Origin of the sequence: Algoriphagus sp. (assembly GCF_039969895.1) — a bacterium.
In the GTDB taxonomy this organism is placed as follows: domain Bacteria; phylum Bacteroidota; class Bacteroidia; order Cytophagales; family Cyclobacteriaceae; genus Algoriphagus.
In genome coordinates this window covers 327,819-343,377 of the sequence record NZ_JBDVMZ010000026.1, presented here as the reverse complement: position 1 = coordinate 343,377, position 15,559 = coordinate 327,819, and the positions used below count along the sequence as shown (strand labels likewise).

At 41.4% G+C, this 15,559-nt stretch carries 13 protein-coding genes; 5 read left to right on the top strand and 8 right to left on the bottom strand.

The window, feature by feature from the left end; genetic code table 11:
• Nucleotides 1–7: 7 nt before the first annotated feature.
• The 3 genes from msrA to ABJH64_RS19720 are packed head-to-tail and all read right to left on the bottom strand — an operon-like array spanning nt 8 to nt 1,413.
• Nucleotides 8–586, bottom strand: a complete 579-nt coding sequence (gene msrA, locus ABJH64_RS19730; protein ID WP_348276348.1) for a peptide-methionine (S)-S-oxide reductase MsrA — start codon at nt 584–586, stop codon at nt 8–10.
• 41 nt (nt 587–627) lie between these two features.
• The gene (locus tag ABJH64_RS19725) at nt 628–861 is read right to left on the bottom strand and encodes a hypothetical protein (protein WP_348276349.1); all 234 of its coding nucleotides are present in this window, start codon (nt 859–861) and stop codon (nt 628–630) included.
• A 9-nt stretch (nt 862–870) separates the two neighbouring features.
• The gene (locus tag ABJH64_RS19720) at nt 871–1,413 is read right to left on the bottom strand and encodes a methyltransferase (protein ID WP_348276350.1); all 543 of its coding nucleotides are present in this window, start codon (nt 1,411–1,413) and stop codon (nt 871–873) included.
• A 151-nt stretch (nt 1,414–1,564) separates the two neighbouring features.
• Here ABJH64_RS19720 and ABJH64_RS19715 point away from each other — a divergent pair, with 151 nt between their 5' ends.
• On the top strand, nt 1,565–3,496 hold the full coding sequence (locus ABJH64_RS19715; protein WP_348338894.1) for an LTA synthase family protein: 1,932 nt from the start codon (nt 1,565–1,567) through the stop codon (nt 3,494–3,496).
• 75 nt (nt 3,497–3,571) lie between these two features.
• Here ABJH64_RS19715 and ABJH64_RS19710 read toward each other — a convergent pair whose 3' ends face one another.
• The 5 genes from ABJH64_RS19710 to ABJH64_RS19690 are packed head-to-tail and all read right to left on the bottom strand — an operon-like array spanning nt 3,572 to nt 9,366.
• Nucleotides 3,572–4,762 carry a hypothetical protein gene (locus ABJH64_RS19710; RefSeq protein ID WP_348275766.1) on the bottom strand — a complete coding sequence of 397 codons (1,191 nt, stop codon included), beginning with the start codon at nt 4,760–4,762 and terminating at the stop codon, nt 3,572–3,574.
• The gene (locus ABJH64_RS19705) at nt 4,762–5,991 is read right to left on the bottom strand and encodes a YaiO family outer membrane beta-barrel protein (RefSeq protein ID WP_348275767.1); all 1,230 of its coding nucleotides are present in this window, start codon (nt 5,989–5,991) and stop codon (nt 4,762–4,764) included. Before ABJH64_RS19705 ends, ABJH64_RS19710 begins: the two co-directional genes overlap by 1 nt.
• A 2-nt stretch (nt 5,992–5,993) precedes the next feature.
• Nucleotides 5,994–7,457 (bottom strand): glycosyltransferase, encoded by a 1,464-nt coding sequence (locus ABJH64_RS19700; protein WP_348334730.1) that lies wholly within the window; start codon nt 7,455–7,457, stop codon nt 5,994–5,996.
• Entirely contained in the window at nt 7,450–9,000 is a 1,551-nt protein-coding gene (locus ABJH64_RS19695; protein ID WP_348275636.1) for a hypothetical protein, read from the bottom strand. The genes ABJH64_RS19700 and ABJH64_RS19695 overlap by 8 nt, the downstream gene beginning before the upstream one ends.
• A 3-nt stretch (nt 9,001–9,003) precedes the next feature.
• Nucleotides 9,004–9,366 carry a response regulator transcription factor gene (locus ABJH64_RS19690; protein WP_348275637.1) on the bottom strand — a complete coding sequence of 121 codons (363 nt, stop codon included), beginning with the start codon at nt 9,364–9,366 and terminating at the stop codon, nt 9,004–9,006.
• Between the two features lie 320 nt (nt 9,367–9,686).
• Here ABJH64_RS19690 and ABJH64_RS19685 point away from each other — a divergent pair, with 320 nt between their 5' ends.
• The 4 genes from ABJH64_RS19685 (at nt 9,687) to ABJH64_RS19670 (ending at nt 15,559) form a co-directional block, all read left to right on the top strand.
• Entirely contained in the window at nt 9,687–11,384 is a 1,698-nt protein-coding gene (locus ABJH64_RS19685; RefSeq protein ID WP_348275638.1) for an amidohydrolase family protein, read from the top strand.
• Nucleotides 11,385–11,388: 4 nt separating this feature from the next.
• A complete protein-coding gene (locus ABJH64_RS19680; protein WP_348275639.1) occupies nt 11,389–12,774 on the top strand; it encodes an amidohydrolase family protein in 1,386 nt (461 codons plus the stop codon).
• 21 nt (nt 12,775–12,795) lie between these two features.
• A complete protein-coding gene (locus ABJH64_RS19675) occupies nt 12,796–14,097 on the top strand; it encodes an amidohydrolase family protein (RefSeq protein WP_348275640.1) in 1,302 nt (433 codons plus the stop codon).
• A 292-nt stretch (nt 14,098–14,389) separates the two neighbouring features.
• A complete protein-coding gene (locus tag ABJH64_RS19670) occupies nt 14,390–15,559 on the top strand; it encodes an NlpC/P60 family protein (RefSeq protein WP_348275641.1) in 1,170 nt (389 codons plus the stop codon).

Below are 15,559 nucleotides of genomic sequence, written 5' to 3'. Positions count from 1 at the left end.
GCAAATACTATTTTAAGCGCTCTGCAAAAAACTTCTTAAGCTTATCCACTTTTGGTTTGATCACCAACTGACAATAAGGCTGCGCGGCGTTCTGATTGTAATAATCGTGATGTTCCTTTTCTGCTTCGTAAAAATTAGTGAAAGCTGTTATCTCTGTAACTATCTGATCATCAAAAACCTTCGCGTCGTTCAGTTGATATTTGATGTTTTTTGCCAAGTGTTCCTGATCAGGATTATGGTAAAAAATTACAGATCTATATTGCGGCCCGGCATCAGCGCCCTGTCTATTCAGTGTAGTTGGATCATGTGTAGCCCAAAATACCTCCAATAACGCTGAAAGGCTAATTACAGCTGGGTCGTAATAGACCTGAATCACCTCAGCATGTCCAGTAGTACCAGTGCAAATTGCTTGATAGGTTGGATTTTCTACATATCCTCCTGCATATCCTGACACTACCTTTTTTACACCTTTCAAACGCTGAAAAACAGCTTCAATACACCAAAAGCAACCAGCACCCAGGGTAATTAACTCCAATCCTTTTGGTACTTGTACTGCTGTATTAGGAAGTTTCAAGTCGTTAATCATAGTCTAAATGAGTTGAGTACCACCGAACAGTAGAGCTTCCTCTAAAGTTTGTTAGGTGCACAGATCTCCAAACTAGAGGAAGATTCGAGATCTGTTATTTGGCCCTGAATGGAGATAAGTCCCTCTCGGTGCATTTCAAGGACTTCCAAGTTTACATCAACTAGAAAGTGCTTCCAATCTTCGGGGTACATCTGTTGGACGATTTCGGCTGAGGTAAAACTCTTTCCTCGGCTACGCCCGAGCTTATCTAATATGGCTGTTCGGAGAACTTCCATGAATATGATTTATTTACAAACCATCACGAAGGCCGGAGGAAGATTTTTGAGAGTAAAACTAGTTTTAACTTGGGTGAAATGTTTTTTGAAATGGTTTTTCAACAAGTAGGAATAGCAACCTTGAATGAAAAAACCGCGCTGAGTTAGTGCGGTTTTACTTTGGGAAAGTACCTGATCTCTTAATTCAGGTGCAAAAAAGCTAAATGGTAGGCTAGAAAGGACGTAATCAGCCTTTCTACCTAGTAAATACTCGCCGATGTTTTCAGCTGAGTCATTAATGATTCTTACATTTTCTTGAGGAAACTGACTTTCCATGGATTTGCAAAATGACTTGCTGATTTCAAAAACCAATAGTTCTGTTCCTGGTTCTAATTTATCTACTATTCCTTTGGTGATACTTCCATCTCCCCCACCCAATTCTATAATTAATTTGGCACCTTTAAAATCAACATGATTAAGCATTTTCTTTACCAATGTTTTTGAGCTGAATGACAATGCTCCAGTAGTGCCCAGATTGGAATATAACTCCAACAACAAATCTGATTTACCCATATATTAATTAATTCTCTCCTTGAAGATACCTTATTTTGCCTTATCTTTTGGGCATTCACCCAATTAGTAACGCGTAAATATGGCCCAAAAGGCTGAAATTCGATCTAATCTTCCAGCAAAATTTCAAACTACTCTCAGCAATTTCTGGAGTATGTCACTGATATTCTCTGTTTTAATGTTCTTGTTACGAGGGCTTGAATTGATGTTAGTTTTCAATTCTCACTCCCTTCGCATCACATTTCGAGAGATTATTGTCTTTAGTTTGTTCGAGGACTTCCACTGGACACTCTATTTTCTTGGCCTGTTATTTATCCTTCACGCCATTATAAGTTTACTCTCTATTTCATTCGCCAAGTGGTTTACTCAAGTATGGTTAGTCATCGCACTGCTGGCTCAGGCGGCCTTGATATTTTATTTTCTGAAGACACTTTTGCCTCTGGGCAAAGATCTCTATGCTTATAATCTTGATGATATTATTCTTACCATTAAGTCTTCGGGTCAGCTGAATTTCATGACAATTGGCGGTGGATTGTTGGTAAGTTTTGTCTTGTTGTTCATTTTTTCAATAGCTAATAAGAAGTTGATTTTCAGCTTAAAAACTGGGCTGGTCTTCACTATAGCTATGTATTGGTTTTTGATCTTGCTCTATTTTATACCGATCACAGATTCTAATAAACTTGATGACGTCAAAACCAATATTCAGCTCAACAAATCAAAATACCTCTCCGAGCAGTCGTTCGATTACTTCATGTATAAAAACGAATATTACTTCGATTTTTACCTGAGGTCACTGAGTGATGTACTGTTTGTAAAAAAGGAATACCCTGATCCATCCTATCCTTTTCTCCACACAGCTGATTATCCGGATGTATTAAGTCCGTATTTTGACAGTTTATCTTCACCTCCAGACATCGTTTTTGTGTTGGTTGAGAGCTTAGGTAAGGCATACTCAGGAAAGGACGCCTATCTAGGTAGCTTCACTCCTTTTCTTGATTCTCTAGAGCAACATAGTTTAGTTTGGACTAATGCTATCTCATCCACCGGAAGAACTTTCGGGATTCTTCCTGGACTATTTGCCGGGCTTCCGTATGGAGAAAGGGGGTTCCAGGAGTTCTTTGATAACTTCCCTCACCATGAGAGCTTTCTGAGTGTAATGAAGGAAAATGGATACGAAACCAGCTTTTTCATAGGTAGTGACGTCAATTTTGACCATCAAAAGGAGTTTTTGGAATATGCGAATGTATCCCAAATCATCGATATCAATAGGTTTGATCCTAAGTATGAAAAAATGCCTCCCGCAAATGGCTTCACTTGGGGCTATGGAGATAAGGAAATTTTCAGTAATGGCCTTTCCTTTTTCCCAAAAAGCAATGGAAATCCCCAGCTAGGAGTATTTCAGACAGTCACATCCCATGATCCTTACTTGGTTCCGCAGCGGGATTTTTACCTAAAGAAATTTGAAAATCATCTGGAAAATATCCTCCAAGTGGAAGAGTCCAGAATGAAAGAATACAGAGACTATCAGGACATCTACATGACCATTCTTTATGCCGATGATGCTGTACGGGATTTTATCACCAGCTATAGTCAAAAGCCCGAATTTGCGAATACTATTTTTGTGTTTACAGGTGATCATAGATTGCCGGATATCCCTATGGCTTCGAGATTGGATAGATTTCACGTTCCGCTGATTATATATTCTCCGCTCATCAATCGACCAACCTACTTCAAGGGAATGAGCAGTCATTTTGAAGTCACTCCTTCCCTGCTAGCCTTCTTAAAAGCTCAAAATGAAATTCAACTCCCCGAGCAAACGATTTGGATGGGGCAGGTTTTGGATACTTCTAAGGTCTTCCAGTCCAAGATAGCCATGCCTCTCATGCGAAATAAGAATCAACTGCTAGAATATATCAATGGGGAATATTTTCTATCAGACGATCAATTATTTGTCATTACGGATGGATTGAATATCGATCCTGTGGAAGATCAAAACATCAAGAATAAGCTGACTGGGGAGTTTGAGGACTTCAAGAACAAGAACAACTACGTCATCCAAACCCGAAAACTGCTTCCAAAAGACTAAGATTAGTGCTTACCACCCTTCGCTTGATCTCGTGGAAATCGGCAATCATTCCTCCAAAAAATAAGCGCACATCACTTATTCACTCTGATTCTTAGTAGGTACTTTTTCTAATATCTGAGAAAGCAAAGGATAGAAGTAATTCCAATAAAAACTCTTGCGATCTCTATAATCGGACACTAAGTGAAATCCTCTCCAAAGTACCGGCAAACCCATAAACTGAGGTGAGCCAATAGATCCCAGAGTATCGGAAAAATCACCCGCGAAATAATAGAACTGTCCTTCTCCCACATTTTTCTGAACAGCAGCTGGAAAAAATCTGGGAAGACCCATATCTCTCAACTTATCTTTACCACTAGCTGAAGGATCTATATCATAATAAGAAATCACCTGGTAGTCTCGCTCTATTAATACTATATCAAACCAATCCGGATAAGGAACAATCTCAGGCAACTTAAACCCTTGCTGATTGATCCTCTGGGTACGGATTTTAGGGGTGTCACCAAAGTAATCTATCCCATTGGTAAAGGCTTCAATTCTACCTTTCTCGTGTACAAAAACAATCCCTGGACCAGCAGGCGCCCAAGTATCGTCATGCTGTGCTATGTATTGTTTGATGAGCCATTTTGGAATATCCGTATTGATGGTAGTATCCATCTCCTCAAAATAGCGTGCTATCCAACCTGTCCATTTCAATCCCATCAAATTCTCAAACTCCGTGCGGATACCCACTGGAGTCGGAGAAGCCATGCTGTTGAATTCGGCGATTATGGTTTTTTTCTGTGCTACTGCCGCACGGAGTAGATTAATATCCCCGCGATTCATGCCACCATATATCTTTTTCGAAATTTCTTCAGATTTATTTTCCTTGAAATCATCCTCAAACACCCCATAGGTGTCAGCAAAATACAGAACATCGACAGTCGAAGCAGTTTCTACGATTTCATTTTCAGTTAGTTGACTGAGGTCTTTTGAAGTGCCAAAAGACGGTGAATGGTCAGGGAAAAAACCAAAATAATCTGACTTCTTATCATAAAAATTACCCTGCTTATTCTGGATCTTCAAGTGCTCGAAAGCCCAATATAACGCCTGATGTTCTTGGTAACTATCAGTAGGTACGGTTTTGTCTATCACCAAGATCTCCATCTCAGTAGTGGGATAAATCAGCCATATTAGATAGCTGATCATGGGTATAAATACCAGAAGTAATATGAAGGGTAAAAACCTTCCAAACGTAATTCTAAACTCTTCTGTGAAAATTTTCTTCATCAAAATCGGTATTCTACGCCCAGAGATACATTCAAATTGTTCCTAAACTTATCCAAACTCAACTCGTCCCTACTGTATCCAGTGAACCCGATGATCATAAAGCGATCAGTGACCAACTGCTGATAACCCACTCGCACTCGATAGGAATTTAATAGCTGGGTAGGATCTCTGGTCTCCTCGTCTGGAGAGACGCCTGTACTGAGTTGCATGGAGAAGAAGTCCTCCGCTGTTTTAAAATAATATCGAGCTTGAAGGTTGCCAGACGTTCCTAGACTATTTCCTTCGCCGGGAATCAAATTCCCTCGCAGGTTAATCCACCAATTCCCTACATATTTCCCTACAGAAGCAGTATAAATATTCGTAGGATCGGAAAACTTCAAATACCTATAGCCACCTTCGACTTCCCAGGCGTTTGGAAGATTGTAATAAATAGACGCTCCAAATCTGAAGTTTGGAAAAAAACTAGCTCCAGAGCCCCCGATATTCACATATGCGTAAGCTTTTTCACCCAGAGAAGGATAGGCGTCCAACTCAAACAAAGTGCCTGTGTCATCAAAGCGGGAGGACTGAGTCACTCGGGCAATCATCGCCCCTGTCAGTTTGGTCCTAGTTCTGGCGTAAAACGAAAATGTGTTCCAAGGGGTGATATCTCCTCTGAAATTGTCATAGTCATACGTCAGGCCCACGGCATTTTCCCTTCGCAATCTCCGCAGATTTTGCATGTAGTCTAGCAGGGTTTCATTTTTATACTTCTTTTCAAAAAGCTCTTCTGCGATATCATAGGCCGCATTGTAATCTTCCTTATAATATAGTAAACGAGATTCTTTGAAGCGAATAGCATCGGGAAGTGGTTGGCCTAGATTTTCTCGGGCTTTCGCCAGTACAGTGTTTGCTTGGTCGTATTGACCTGCCCAGGACAAATTATCCAAGTAAGCGGCATAGCCATCCTCGTACGCAGGTGAAGCTTGAATAGCCCGTTCCAAGTAGATAGAAGCTGAGTCATTTTTGCCTTCCCAAGCATAGCTTCTTCCTACCAAAATCAAAATGTCAGCATATTCTGGATAGCTTGCCAAGGCTCGAAAAGCAATTTTTCTACCTTCATTATATTTCCCATCCAGAATCAATGTCCTCGCATCCACTAACAATACATCTGGGTCAAATGTATCCTGAGCTTTCAAAGCTATCCCGAACCCAAACCAGCAAATCAGAAGAATAATTACCTTTTTCATACTTACAAATTCAATGTATCTGGATCTAAATTCTTTTTATCATCTGACTTCTTAAAGCCAGCCCGGATCATCTGCCCCCAGCCTCCTTTTCCTTTGATAAAGTCCCAATGACCGCCTAGTCCCCAATAAACGATCTTCGGATGGATCAACATCGGTTCAAGCAAAATGGTCATAATGAGCTTATTCAGATCCTTTTTGTCTTTATAATTATTATAAGAAACCTGCTCAAACAAAATACTGAAGGAGGAAACCAAAATAGATAGCAAATACAAAACAAAGAACAAGGCCACGAAATAGAAGGCTGAAAAATCACCGATAACTATTAAAATCAAGGTGTAGATCAACCCAAGTAATTCCAGAACCGGAGCCATCTTTTCAAAGACATTCCAGTAAGGATAGGATAACATGCCCATGAGCCCATAGCTAGGATTCAAGCGAATCGTTCGGTGAAGTTGAAGTGTCTCTATAGTTCCACGGATCCATCTATTCCTTTGCCGAGAGAGAACAGCCTCTTGTTCTGGCACTTCAGTCCAACACAGAGGATCGGGTACAAATCCAACTTTGTAAGGAATTCTATGCTCCTCCATATGTCGCCGCATCCTCACGACTAGCTCCATGTCCTCACCCACGGTTTTGGGAAAATAACCCCCTACTTCTACGACCAACTCTCGATTGAAAAATCCAAATGCCCCCGAAATCAACATCAAACCATTCACGCGAGTCCAGGCCATTCTTCCCATGAGAAAAGCTCTACAGTATTCAATCACCTGAAATCTTCCCAACAGTGTAGTAGGCACACGATAATTCGTCACAGTGCCATCTTGCACATCACAATTATTTGCAATACCGATCACACCGCCCACAGCAATCACTTTCCTGTTGGTCTCCTCCATAAATGGCCTCACCATTCTAGTGATAGATTCGTGGGAAAGGATGCAATCCACATCGATACATGCCAAAATCTCCTTAGAAGAAACGTTGATACCGGCATTCAGCGCATCTGCTTTCCCCCCATTCTCCTTATCAATGACGATCAGCCTGTTGTAAGAGCGATTCCTCGACTTGTATATTCCACGAACTCGCTGTGCAGGGATTTCTTCATGGTAGGCAAAATCAGTGAGCTCCATTTCAAAGGACTGGATGAGTTTGCTTAGCGTATCGTCTTTGGAACCATCATTGATCACCACTACCTCAAACTTTCCATAATGTAGCGAGAGTAAGCTCTTTACATTTTGTACGATAGATTGTCCTTCATTGAAAGCGGGTGCCAAAATAGACACTCCAGGTGCAATAGGCGATGTGATAATATCTTGGTAGTCTGCAAATCGATTTTTCCTCCTATGATCTCGCATCTCCAGCGCACTCAAAATCATGATCGTCAAATAGATAACAATCACTGAAAAGCTGAGGAATAGAAAAACTATCCCCAGTACCTCCATGATGAAATAAAATAGAAAACTATACATCTTGAAGCAATGGGTCTATTAAGTGCTTATTAATTCTCTGCAGCTCAGGGTCAGTACCTTGTTCGACGAACTGTTGATAGCGCTCAGGATGGAGGTTTTTTAGGCTCTTAAGCAAAACTAGTTTCAAGCCAAATTCAGGACCTGTCTTTAATATTTCACAGATAGTAACTGCATTGCTTTCATCACCAATCGCACCAGCGGCCTTGGCGGCTATGGATACTACTTTGAAATTATCAGAGCGAAGACTTTCATTGATAAGACTAGGATTCGCTGGAACTCCCAAATACTCGAATGCCTTGAGAATCTCAATTTTCTCCTCATCCGAAACAGATACAAAATTCACTTCTAACTCTGCCAAAAGCTCCACCAGACCAAGTACTCGAACTAGCTTGTAGCCAAACAATCGAATACTCTGATTAGTAGAGCTAAATAGACTATTGATCTGAAGGTCTCGGGAGGAACTTAGATACTTGATTATCCTCAGGTAATTCATCTGCTGCCATCTCGATAGCGGAAAAGTTTGATCCCTCAAAAACGAAAGGTCCACGCTTTCCGAGAGATTAAGAATCGTAGCAACGGCTTGAGAGCGGACATGAAAGTTTGAAGAATTAATATGCTTGTTCACCTCTCCCACTGCTTCGGTCAAATCCATTTCATTCACCTCTACCAATCCTGATACCACCCTATCCCACTTTGAACTTTTTAGCTTTTTAATCGAAACTTTATCCAATTCCAATCTTTTATAAAGTGCTTTCAATTTGAGCTTAAAATCCCCCTTCATTTTTTTATTTAGGGCAATTATACGGTCAACCAACACTTCTACATAAATGGCTTTTTTGAGCTGTTTTTCTGGGAAATTAAGGTATAGTTCCTCATTACTTAAGCTTTCTAATTCCTCCAGGCTTTTTTCAAATAAAATCTCAGAAAGTGGTCCCACAATCTGCTCATCGTAGATTGCTTTCAGCTTCTCATTTCTATTTCTTTTTGCTTTAAAAATCAACATGAAAAGAATCATGAAGAAGGCAAAAATGAAGAAAATAGAGATGGTGAGGATGACAATAAATATTTTAAAATCACCTGAGTACGAGAAGTATTTCGCAGTGAACAAAGGCGAGTACCGCTCTCTACTTGCTAAAGTAATAAGATCTAGATCTGTAGAACTTTCAGCCGTTTTGGGTTCTATTTCACCATTCAACAAAAGTATAGACACATACTCTTGAACTGCTTGAAATGTGTTGGCTTCGGAAAAAATCAAAAAACGCATACTTGGAAAGCTTATTCCTGCGCTAGAAAGGCTATCCTTTACCGAATTGGCCTTAGCAAAATCCACATAACTACCTATTATAGATGTACTACTATCATAAGAGATAGCTTCAGTATCTATGAGTTGAAACTGCAGGCCTGGAACCTCTCCCTGGTTCATCAAAAAATCAGCGAACGAAGTCGAGTCCGCGAATACCTCATCATCTTGACCAAAAACAACACTTGCGTTAACTATCCCTAACAGCAAGAACACAAGTGAAACTGTGTTTCTGACAGACATGGATTAAGATCTAAAAATTCGTTTCACACGAATAGCCAATTCATTAGGATTGAATGGTTTGGGAATAAAATCTGCGACGCCTAGGTTAAAAGCCTCCAATACGATTTTTTCTTCCTCACCTAAGGAACTTAATACAATAATAGGCACTTCGGGTTTGTGATTTCGTGCATGATGAATGATCTCAATCCCATTTTTGAATGGAATCATCACGTCAGTGATAATCATATCAAGATACTCAGAGTTGATCGCATCAATCCCAGCATTCCCGTCTTTTACCAAGACAGTTTCGTATCCATCTTTTTTCAGGCGGAATTGGACAAGGCTAGAAATAAGCAGATCATCCTCTATAATTAGGATTCTTTTCATGCTAAAAGAAGGGTGACAATTCGATCAAAGATAGTAGCTACTGCAGAAAAACAAGCACTTTTTACCAGTCAAATAAATTTAGGTTTAGCTGCATGAATCTTATAGAATCGAAAGCGCATTTCAAATCCAGTATCCTGCCATTGATCAAATAATGGGTTGTAAAAAATAATTCCATCTGGATTCCAAAATCGCTTTTATTAGCTTGCTTACTGAAATTTCACCATCAACCATGAGTAGTATTGAATTGGAGAAAATAGGAAATAATCCTATCTCATATCCAATTCGATATAACCTCAACATTTTAAAACCATTTCAACTATATGAAAAAAGAACTACTGAATACAGGAGTCTTTTGCATGCTGGTGGCAGGATGGCTTTCTTCTACGACGGTGATCGCCCAAAGCGATCCCACAGGAAAGAAACCAATCACAGACTCCTATGCAATAACTAATGCAACTGTCTTCACAGCACCTGGCCAACCAGGTGTCAAAACAACAGTCCTCATCAAAGACGGATTGATTCAAGGGGTGGGTACTAACCTTAACTTCCCGAAAGATGCTAAAGTAATTGCCGGAGATTCTCTCTTTATTTACCCAGGCTTCCTGGCGGGCTCAAGTGACGTAGGTATCACCAAACCAAAAGATCTTGAAAGACCGGATGATTTCGTCTCATCCAATCCTCCAGATGAACTCGCTGGAGTCACTCCATGGAGATCAGCTTTAGATCAGTTCTCAATCAAAGACAGTAAAGTTGATGACTTGCGAAAAGTAGGTTTTAGCATAGTGCAGATTCTTCCAGAAGGAGGAATGATCGCTGGAAAGGCTGCTATTGTCATGCTTGGGTCTGAAAAATCCACCAATGTGATTGCCGAGAACACAGCACTCGCTGCGAGCTTTAGAGGTTCTAGAGGAATGTATCCGGGTACTGCTGTGGGTGTGATGGCGAAGTTCCGTGAGGTATATGACAATACTGAGCTTACTTCACAACGCGCTCAAAAATACACCACCGTTTCAGGATCAAAGAGACCGGAGATCACTCCTACTTATAGTGCAATGCAGGAAGTAACGAGTGGACAGATTCCTGTGATTTTTTCTTCTTCCTCAGAATTAGAGGTTAGGAGAGCCATCAGTCTTCAAAAAGAGAAAGGTTTCAAACTAATATTGACAGGTTTGGAAGAATACGAAGCCGTAATAGATGTGATCAAAGCATCCGGGGCTAGTGTTTTAGTGAAACTGGAAATTCCAGATGACAAAGCGATCAAAGCACAAAAAGAAGACGCCTCTGAGGAAGTCAAAGCTTTAAATGCTAGAGTGAAAAAATCCTACGACGAAGCGCTCGCACAAGCTAGTAAGCTGGAAGCAGCCGGTATCCCGTTTGCTTTTTCTACTACAGGCGTGAAATCAGGAGATATCATGAAGACTATTCAAACTATGATAGCTAATGGTCTTTCAGAAAAAGCCGCAATGGCAGCCTTGACTACCAATCCAGCATCTATTCTAGGACTAAGCAAAGTAGCTGGCACCATCGAAAAAGGAAAAATGGCAAATCTAATTGTAAGTACTGACTCGCTATTTGCAGAAGATTCCCAGATCAAACACATGATCATTGATGGCTTTATCTTCGATTATGAAACCAAAGCCAAGAAAAAAGCTTCGAACGATGGCAAAGGCGATGGTTCTGTGAAAATCGAGGGCAATTGGGATTATACATCTGAAAGCCCAGCTGGATCCTCAGGAGGAACACTAATAATCAAAAAAGATGGTTCTCAATATGGAGGAACTATCTCCTATGACGATCCGGCAGGTTCTGGCAAGGCTTCATCTGACATCAAAAATGTAGTATTGGAAGGCTCCACCCTGTCTTTTTCATTCGATGTCAATGCAGGTGGAATGACAATAGAAGTCCAGGTTTCTGGAGATGTTGACTCAGGATCCTTCAAAGGTACCATGACAGTAGGTGAATTTGGGTCCTTCCCATTCGAAGCCACACTCAATCCAACTTTAATCGCAAACAAGTAAACAGATGAAAAAGATAACTTATTTTCTTGCCGCGCTGTTGGTTCTGAGTAGTCAGTTTGCGTCAGCACAAGTGAAAAAAGGCAGTGTATTGATCAAGAATGCTACTGTTCTTACGGTGACCAATGGGACACTCGAAAATTCTGATGTCCTAGTACAAGATGGAATGATCAAAAAAGTAGGTCAAAATCTCAGTGCGCCTAATGGTGTCACCACGATAGACGCTACAGGTAAATTCCTCATGCCAGGTATCATCGATGCACACTCTCACATAGCATTGGACGTAGTCAATGAAGCTTCCGCTCCTATCGTAGCAGAAGTTCGGATGAAAGATGTAGTGAATCCTTACGAAATAGGAATCTATCGAGCACTAGCAGGTGGAGTGACTATTTCTCATGCCATGCACGGTTCTGCCAACGTAATCGGTGGACAAAACGCCACATTAAAGCACAGATACGGTTCTACCGACCCGGCTGATATCATCATGCAAGATGCTCCTCGTACGATCAAATTCGCTTTGGGTGAAAACCCTACTCGAGTTCATGGAAGAGGAAATGGAATCCAGCCGCGTACTAGAATGGGGGTAGAAGCTATTCTTAGAAATGGCTTTAATGAAGCGCTACAATACCAAAAAGCTTGGGCAGATTATGAAAAAGCATCTTCCCAAAAAGGAAGTACTGCCATGCCTCCAGTGCATGATGAAAGGCTCCAGACACTTGTAGATATATTGAATGGAAAAATTATCATCCATTGTCATTCCTATCGTGCAGACGAAATCTACATGCTGATCAATGTGGCGAGAGACTTTGGTATCACCAAGTTGGTTTTCCAACATACCAACGAAGGCTTCAAAGTAGCGCCAGAAATCGCTGAATACACCATGGGGGCTTCTGTATTTGCTGATTGGTGGGCTTACAAATTTGAAGTGTATTACTCAACAGCATATAACGCAGCGATCCTAACTGAAAACGGCGCGATCACTTCTATCAATTCGGATGATGCTGAGCTGATCCGTCACCTGTACCACGAGGCTGCTAAAACGCAACGCTACGGTGGCATGACCGACGAGCAGGCACTCGCTATGATCACGATCAATCCTGCCAAGCAATTAGGAATTGCCGACAAGGTAGGATCTATTGAAGAAGGCAAGCAAGCGGATTTGGTGATCTTCGAGGGACACCCACTTTCCTCTTATGCTATTCCTCAAATGACTTTTGTGGATGGAGTGAAATATTTTGACATCAAAGAAGATGCGGATGATCAGCGTTTGAAAGTAAGTGCTACAGAGATGGTAGAGCCAGTGATGCTTTTTGCAGGACATGACAGCAGATGCATGCAGGATACTGAGCACCTTTTTGAGACAACCAACTCACTTTTCGAATTAAATTATTAATCCCCCGTACTCAAAGAAGACATGAAAAGACTAAATAAAATCTTTATCGCCTTCCTCCTAGCCTTCTTGCCAGCAATGGCTATGGCGCAGATCGACGGGGAAGTAATCAAACCAAGAGCGGGTAAGTTCTTATTGAAAAATGCGACAGTAGTAACGATCACCAAAGGAGTATTAAACAATACCTCTGTTCTGATAGAAGATGGTAAGATCAAGGAAATCGGGACTAATATCTCAGAAGTAGGCGCTGAAGTCATTGATTGCAGCGGGCAATTTATCTACCCAGGTATGATCGATGGTGGTACCAAGCTTGGCTTGGTAGAAGTAGCTTCTGTTCCAGAGACAGTGGACTATGCCGAAATCGGTAACTTCTCTCCTAACATGCAAGCGTTGACAGCTGTCAATCCTAATTCCATGGCGATTCCGGTGACGAGAGTTTCTGGAGTGACTACTGTACTTACAGTACCTGCAGGAGGATTATTTCCTGGTACTGCAGCACTTATTAACCTCAATGGTTATACACCAGATCAGATGTATGCTGGATTCAAAGGAATCGTAATGAACTTCCCAAGCTCAGGCCGCAGAGGCAGGTATGATCGTCGCTCGGATGACGATATCAAAAAAGCGTTTGAGAAAACACTAAAAGAAGCTAACGATTTGTGGAATAACGCTAAAACCTACGGTGAAATGGTCGCTAATGGTGCTGAGTTAGATTATTACCCAGAAATGGAACAACTAGCAAAAGCAACTACCGGCGAACTTCCACTTTTGATTGAAGTAAATGCTGCAGCAGATATCAAAGAAGCCATCAAATGGGTAGAAGGTAAAGATGCAAAAGTGATCTTTACTGGCGTATCTGAAGGCTGGAGAGTAGCTGAGGACATCGCCAAGTCTGGTATCCCAGTAGTAACTGGCCCTATTCAAGCACTCCCAACCCGTGATTCAGATCGCTACGACACCCCTTATGCTAATGCAGGCAAAATGGCAAAAGCGGGAGTGAAAGTAGCTATAAGAACAGACGAACAAGAGAACGTAAGAAACTTACCTTTCTTCGCTGCTTTTGCGGCGGCTTATGGCCTCGGTAAAGAAGAAGCTTGGAAAGCTGTTACTATCAATTCTGCAGAAATCTTCGGAGTAGCTGACAAGTATGGTTCTGTGGAAGCTGGAAAAGTAGCCAACCTTATCGTAGCCGATGGAGATCCTTTCGAGACAAAAACAAACGTAATGCACGTGTTCATAGAAGGATATAGAATGCCTCTTTCTAACCGTCAGATCAGACTTTATCAGGAATTCCTCGATCGTTCTCCAGGATTGAAAATGAATTAATTATCAATTACAATTCAATTATAACCACAAGGAATGCTGAGAGTCTCGGCAATTCTTGTGGTTTTTTTACTTTGCGATCACAAAATATAAAACCGAGGCTGATAACACCTGAATAGTAAGAAGATTCCACGATACAGCTAATCTAATTACCTTTGAGTTCCAACAAATACCAGATGAAATCGAGTCTGCCTGACTGAGGCATACAGGCCTGCCTGACTAAAAAGTCACATATTGGGATGATTATTCGAAATGCGAGATTCCATATGGCCATTAAAGATCAAATTATAAACATATGAAAAGTAACCATATCCTCAATTTAGTCCTTTTGACTACCCTCTTATTTTCCTGCGAAAAAAATGAGAATACAGAAGAAGTAACCAACCTGATCGAAGCCAAAAGAGCTGAAGTTGCTCCAGACAAGCGGGTAGCTCTTTGGGATCTCAATTTTGAAAACGATTCCCTGAAAGGTGAAACCGATCAATTGGAAGCACTTCAGGAATTGATCAAAGAGATTGAGGCTCAGCAGATAAAATTCACTGACGCTGTACTTCGATTGCCAGATGCTGCTCTGGGGGAGAAAACCAAAGCACTAGTCACCATATCTGTGGCCAATATCCGAAGCAACCCAAAGCACTCCGCCGAATTAGCTACCCAAGCCTTGATGGGAACTCCCTTAACTGTCCTCAAAAAAGACGATGGTTGGTACCTAGTCCAAACTCCTGATGGTTATCTTTCTTGGGTGGATCGGGCAGGAATTCATCTGATGACCGAGGAGGAATTAGCCCATTGGTTTAGAGAACCAAAGGTGGTTTTCACTGCGCTCACAGGATACGTGTGGAAAGATGAAAATGAGTCAGAAATGGTTTCTGATTTAGTTGCCGGAGATATTTTAACTGTCCAGGATGAGACTAAGGATAAGCTTAAGATTTCCCTTCCAGATGGTAGAGAAGGTTGGATCGCAGCGCGCGAAGCCCAAGACTGGGAAAGCTGGATCGCTTCAAGAAGCACAACTCCAGAAGCCTTGATCACTACCGCCAAGCAAATGATGGGAACCCCTTACCTCTGGGGAGGAACATCCATCAAAGGCGTGGATTGCAGCGGATTTACCAAAACGGTATTTTACCTCAATGGTCAGATCATACCTCGTGATGCTTCCCAGCAGATTAACGAAGGCGAACTCGTGGATGCGGATAAGGACTGGAGCAAATTACAGGTCGGTGACTTGTTGTTTTTCGGGGTAAAAGGTACTGAGGAGAAAAAAGAACGAGTAGTCCACGTAGGTATGTGGATAGGAAATGGAGAATTTATCCATTCCCGAGGCTTAGTCAGAATCTCCAGCTTTGATCCTGAAAATCCAAATTATGACGAATACGAACTTGGAAGATACCTCAGAACAAAGCGCATCGTCAATGTCCCTTCCGAACACGTATTATCCGTTTCATCGCTTTTAACCAATAATTAA

What these genes read in the sequence shown, in the direction of transcription:
- ABJH64_RS19695 (WP_348275636.1), bottom strand. Translation starts at nt 9,000, where the DNA reads ATGTCTGTCAGAAACACAGTTTCACTTGTGTTCTTGCTGTTAGGGATA.
- ABJH64_RS19725 (WP_348276349.1), bottom strand. Translation starts at nt 861, where the DNA reads ATGGAAGTTCTCCGAACAGCCATATTAGATAAGCTCGGGCGTAGCCGA.
- ABJH64_RS19710 (WP_348275766.1), bottom strand. Translation starts at nt 4,762, where the DNA reads ATGAAGAAAATTTTCACAGAAGAGTTTAGAATTACGTTTGGAAGGTTT.
- ABJH64_RS19715 (WP_348338894.1), top strand. Translation starts at nt 1,565, where the DNA reads ATGTCACTGATATTCTCTGTTTTAATGTTCTTGTTACGAGGGCTTGAA.
- ABJH64_RS19700 (WP_348334730.1), bottom strand. Translation starts at nt 7,457, where the DNA reads ATGTATAGTTTTCTATTTTATTTCATCATGGAGGTACTGGGGATAGTT.
- ABJH64_RS19685 (WP_348275638.1), top strand. Translation starts at nt 9,687, where the DNA reads ATGAAAAAAGAACTACTGAATACAGGAGTCTTTTGCATGCTGGTGGCA.
- ABJH64_RS19680 (WP_348275639.1), top strand. Translation starts at nt 11,389, where the DNA reads ATGAAAAAGATAACTTATTTTCTTGCCGCGCTGTTGGTTCTGAGTAGT.
- ABJH64_RS19675 (WP_348275640.1), top strand. Translation starts at nt 12,796, where the DNA reads ATGAAAAGACTAAATAAAATCTTTATCGCCTTCCTCCTAGCCTTCTTG.
- ABJH64_RS19670 (WP_348275641.1), top strand. Translation starts at nt 14,390, where the DNA reads ATGAAAAGTAACCATATCCTCAATTTAGTCCTTTTGACTACCCTCTTA.
- ABJH64_RS19720 (WP_348276350.1), bottom strand. Translation starts at nt 1,413, where the DNA reads ATGGGTAAATCAGATTTGTTGTTGGAGTTATATTCCAATCTGGGCACT.
- msrA (WP_348276348.1), bottom strand. Translation starts at nt 586, where the DNA reads ATGATTAACGACTTGAAACTTCCTAATACAGCAGTACAAGTACCAAAA.
- ABJH64_RS19705 (WP_348275767.1), bottom strand. Translation starts at nt 5,991, where the DNA reads ATGAAAAAGGTAATTATTCTTCTGATTTGCTGGTTTGGGTTCGGGATA.
- ABJH64_RS19690 (WP_348275637.1), bottom strand. Translation starts at nt 9,366, where the DNA reads ATGAAAAGAATCCTAATTATAGAGGATGATCTGCTTATTTCTAGCCTT.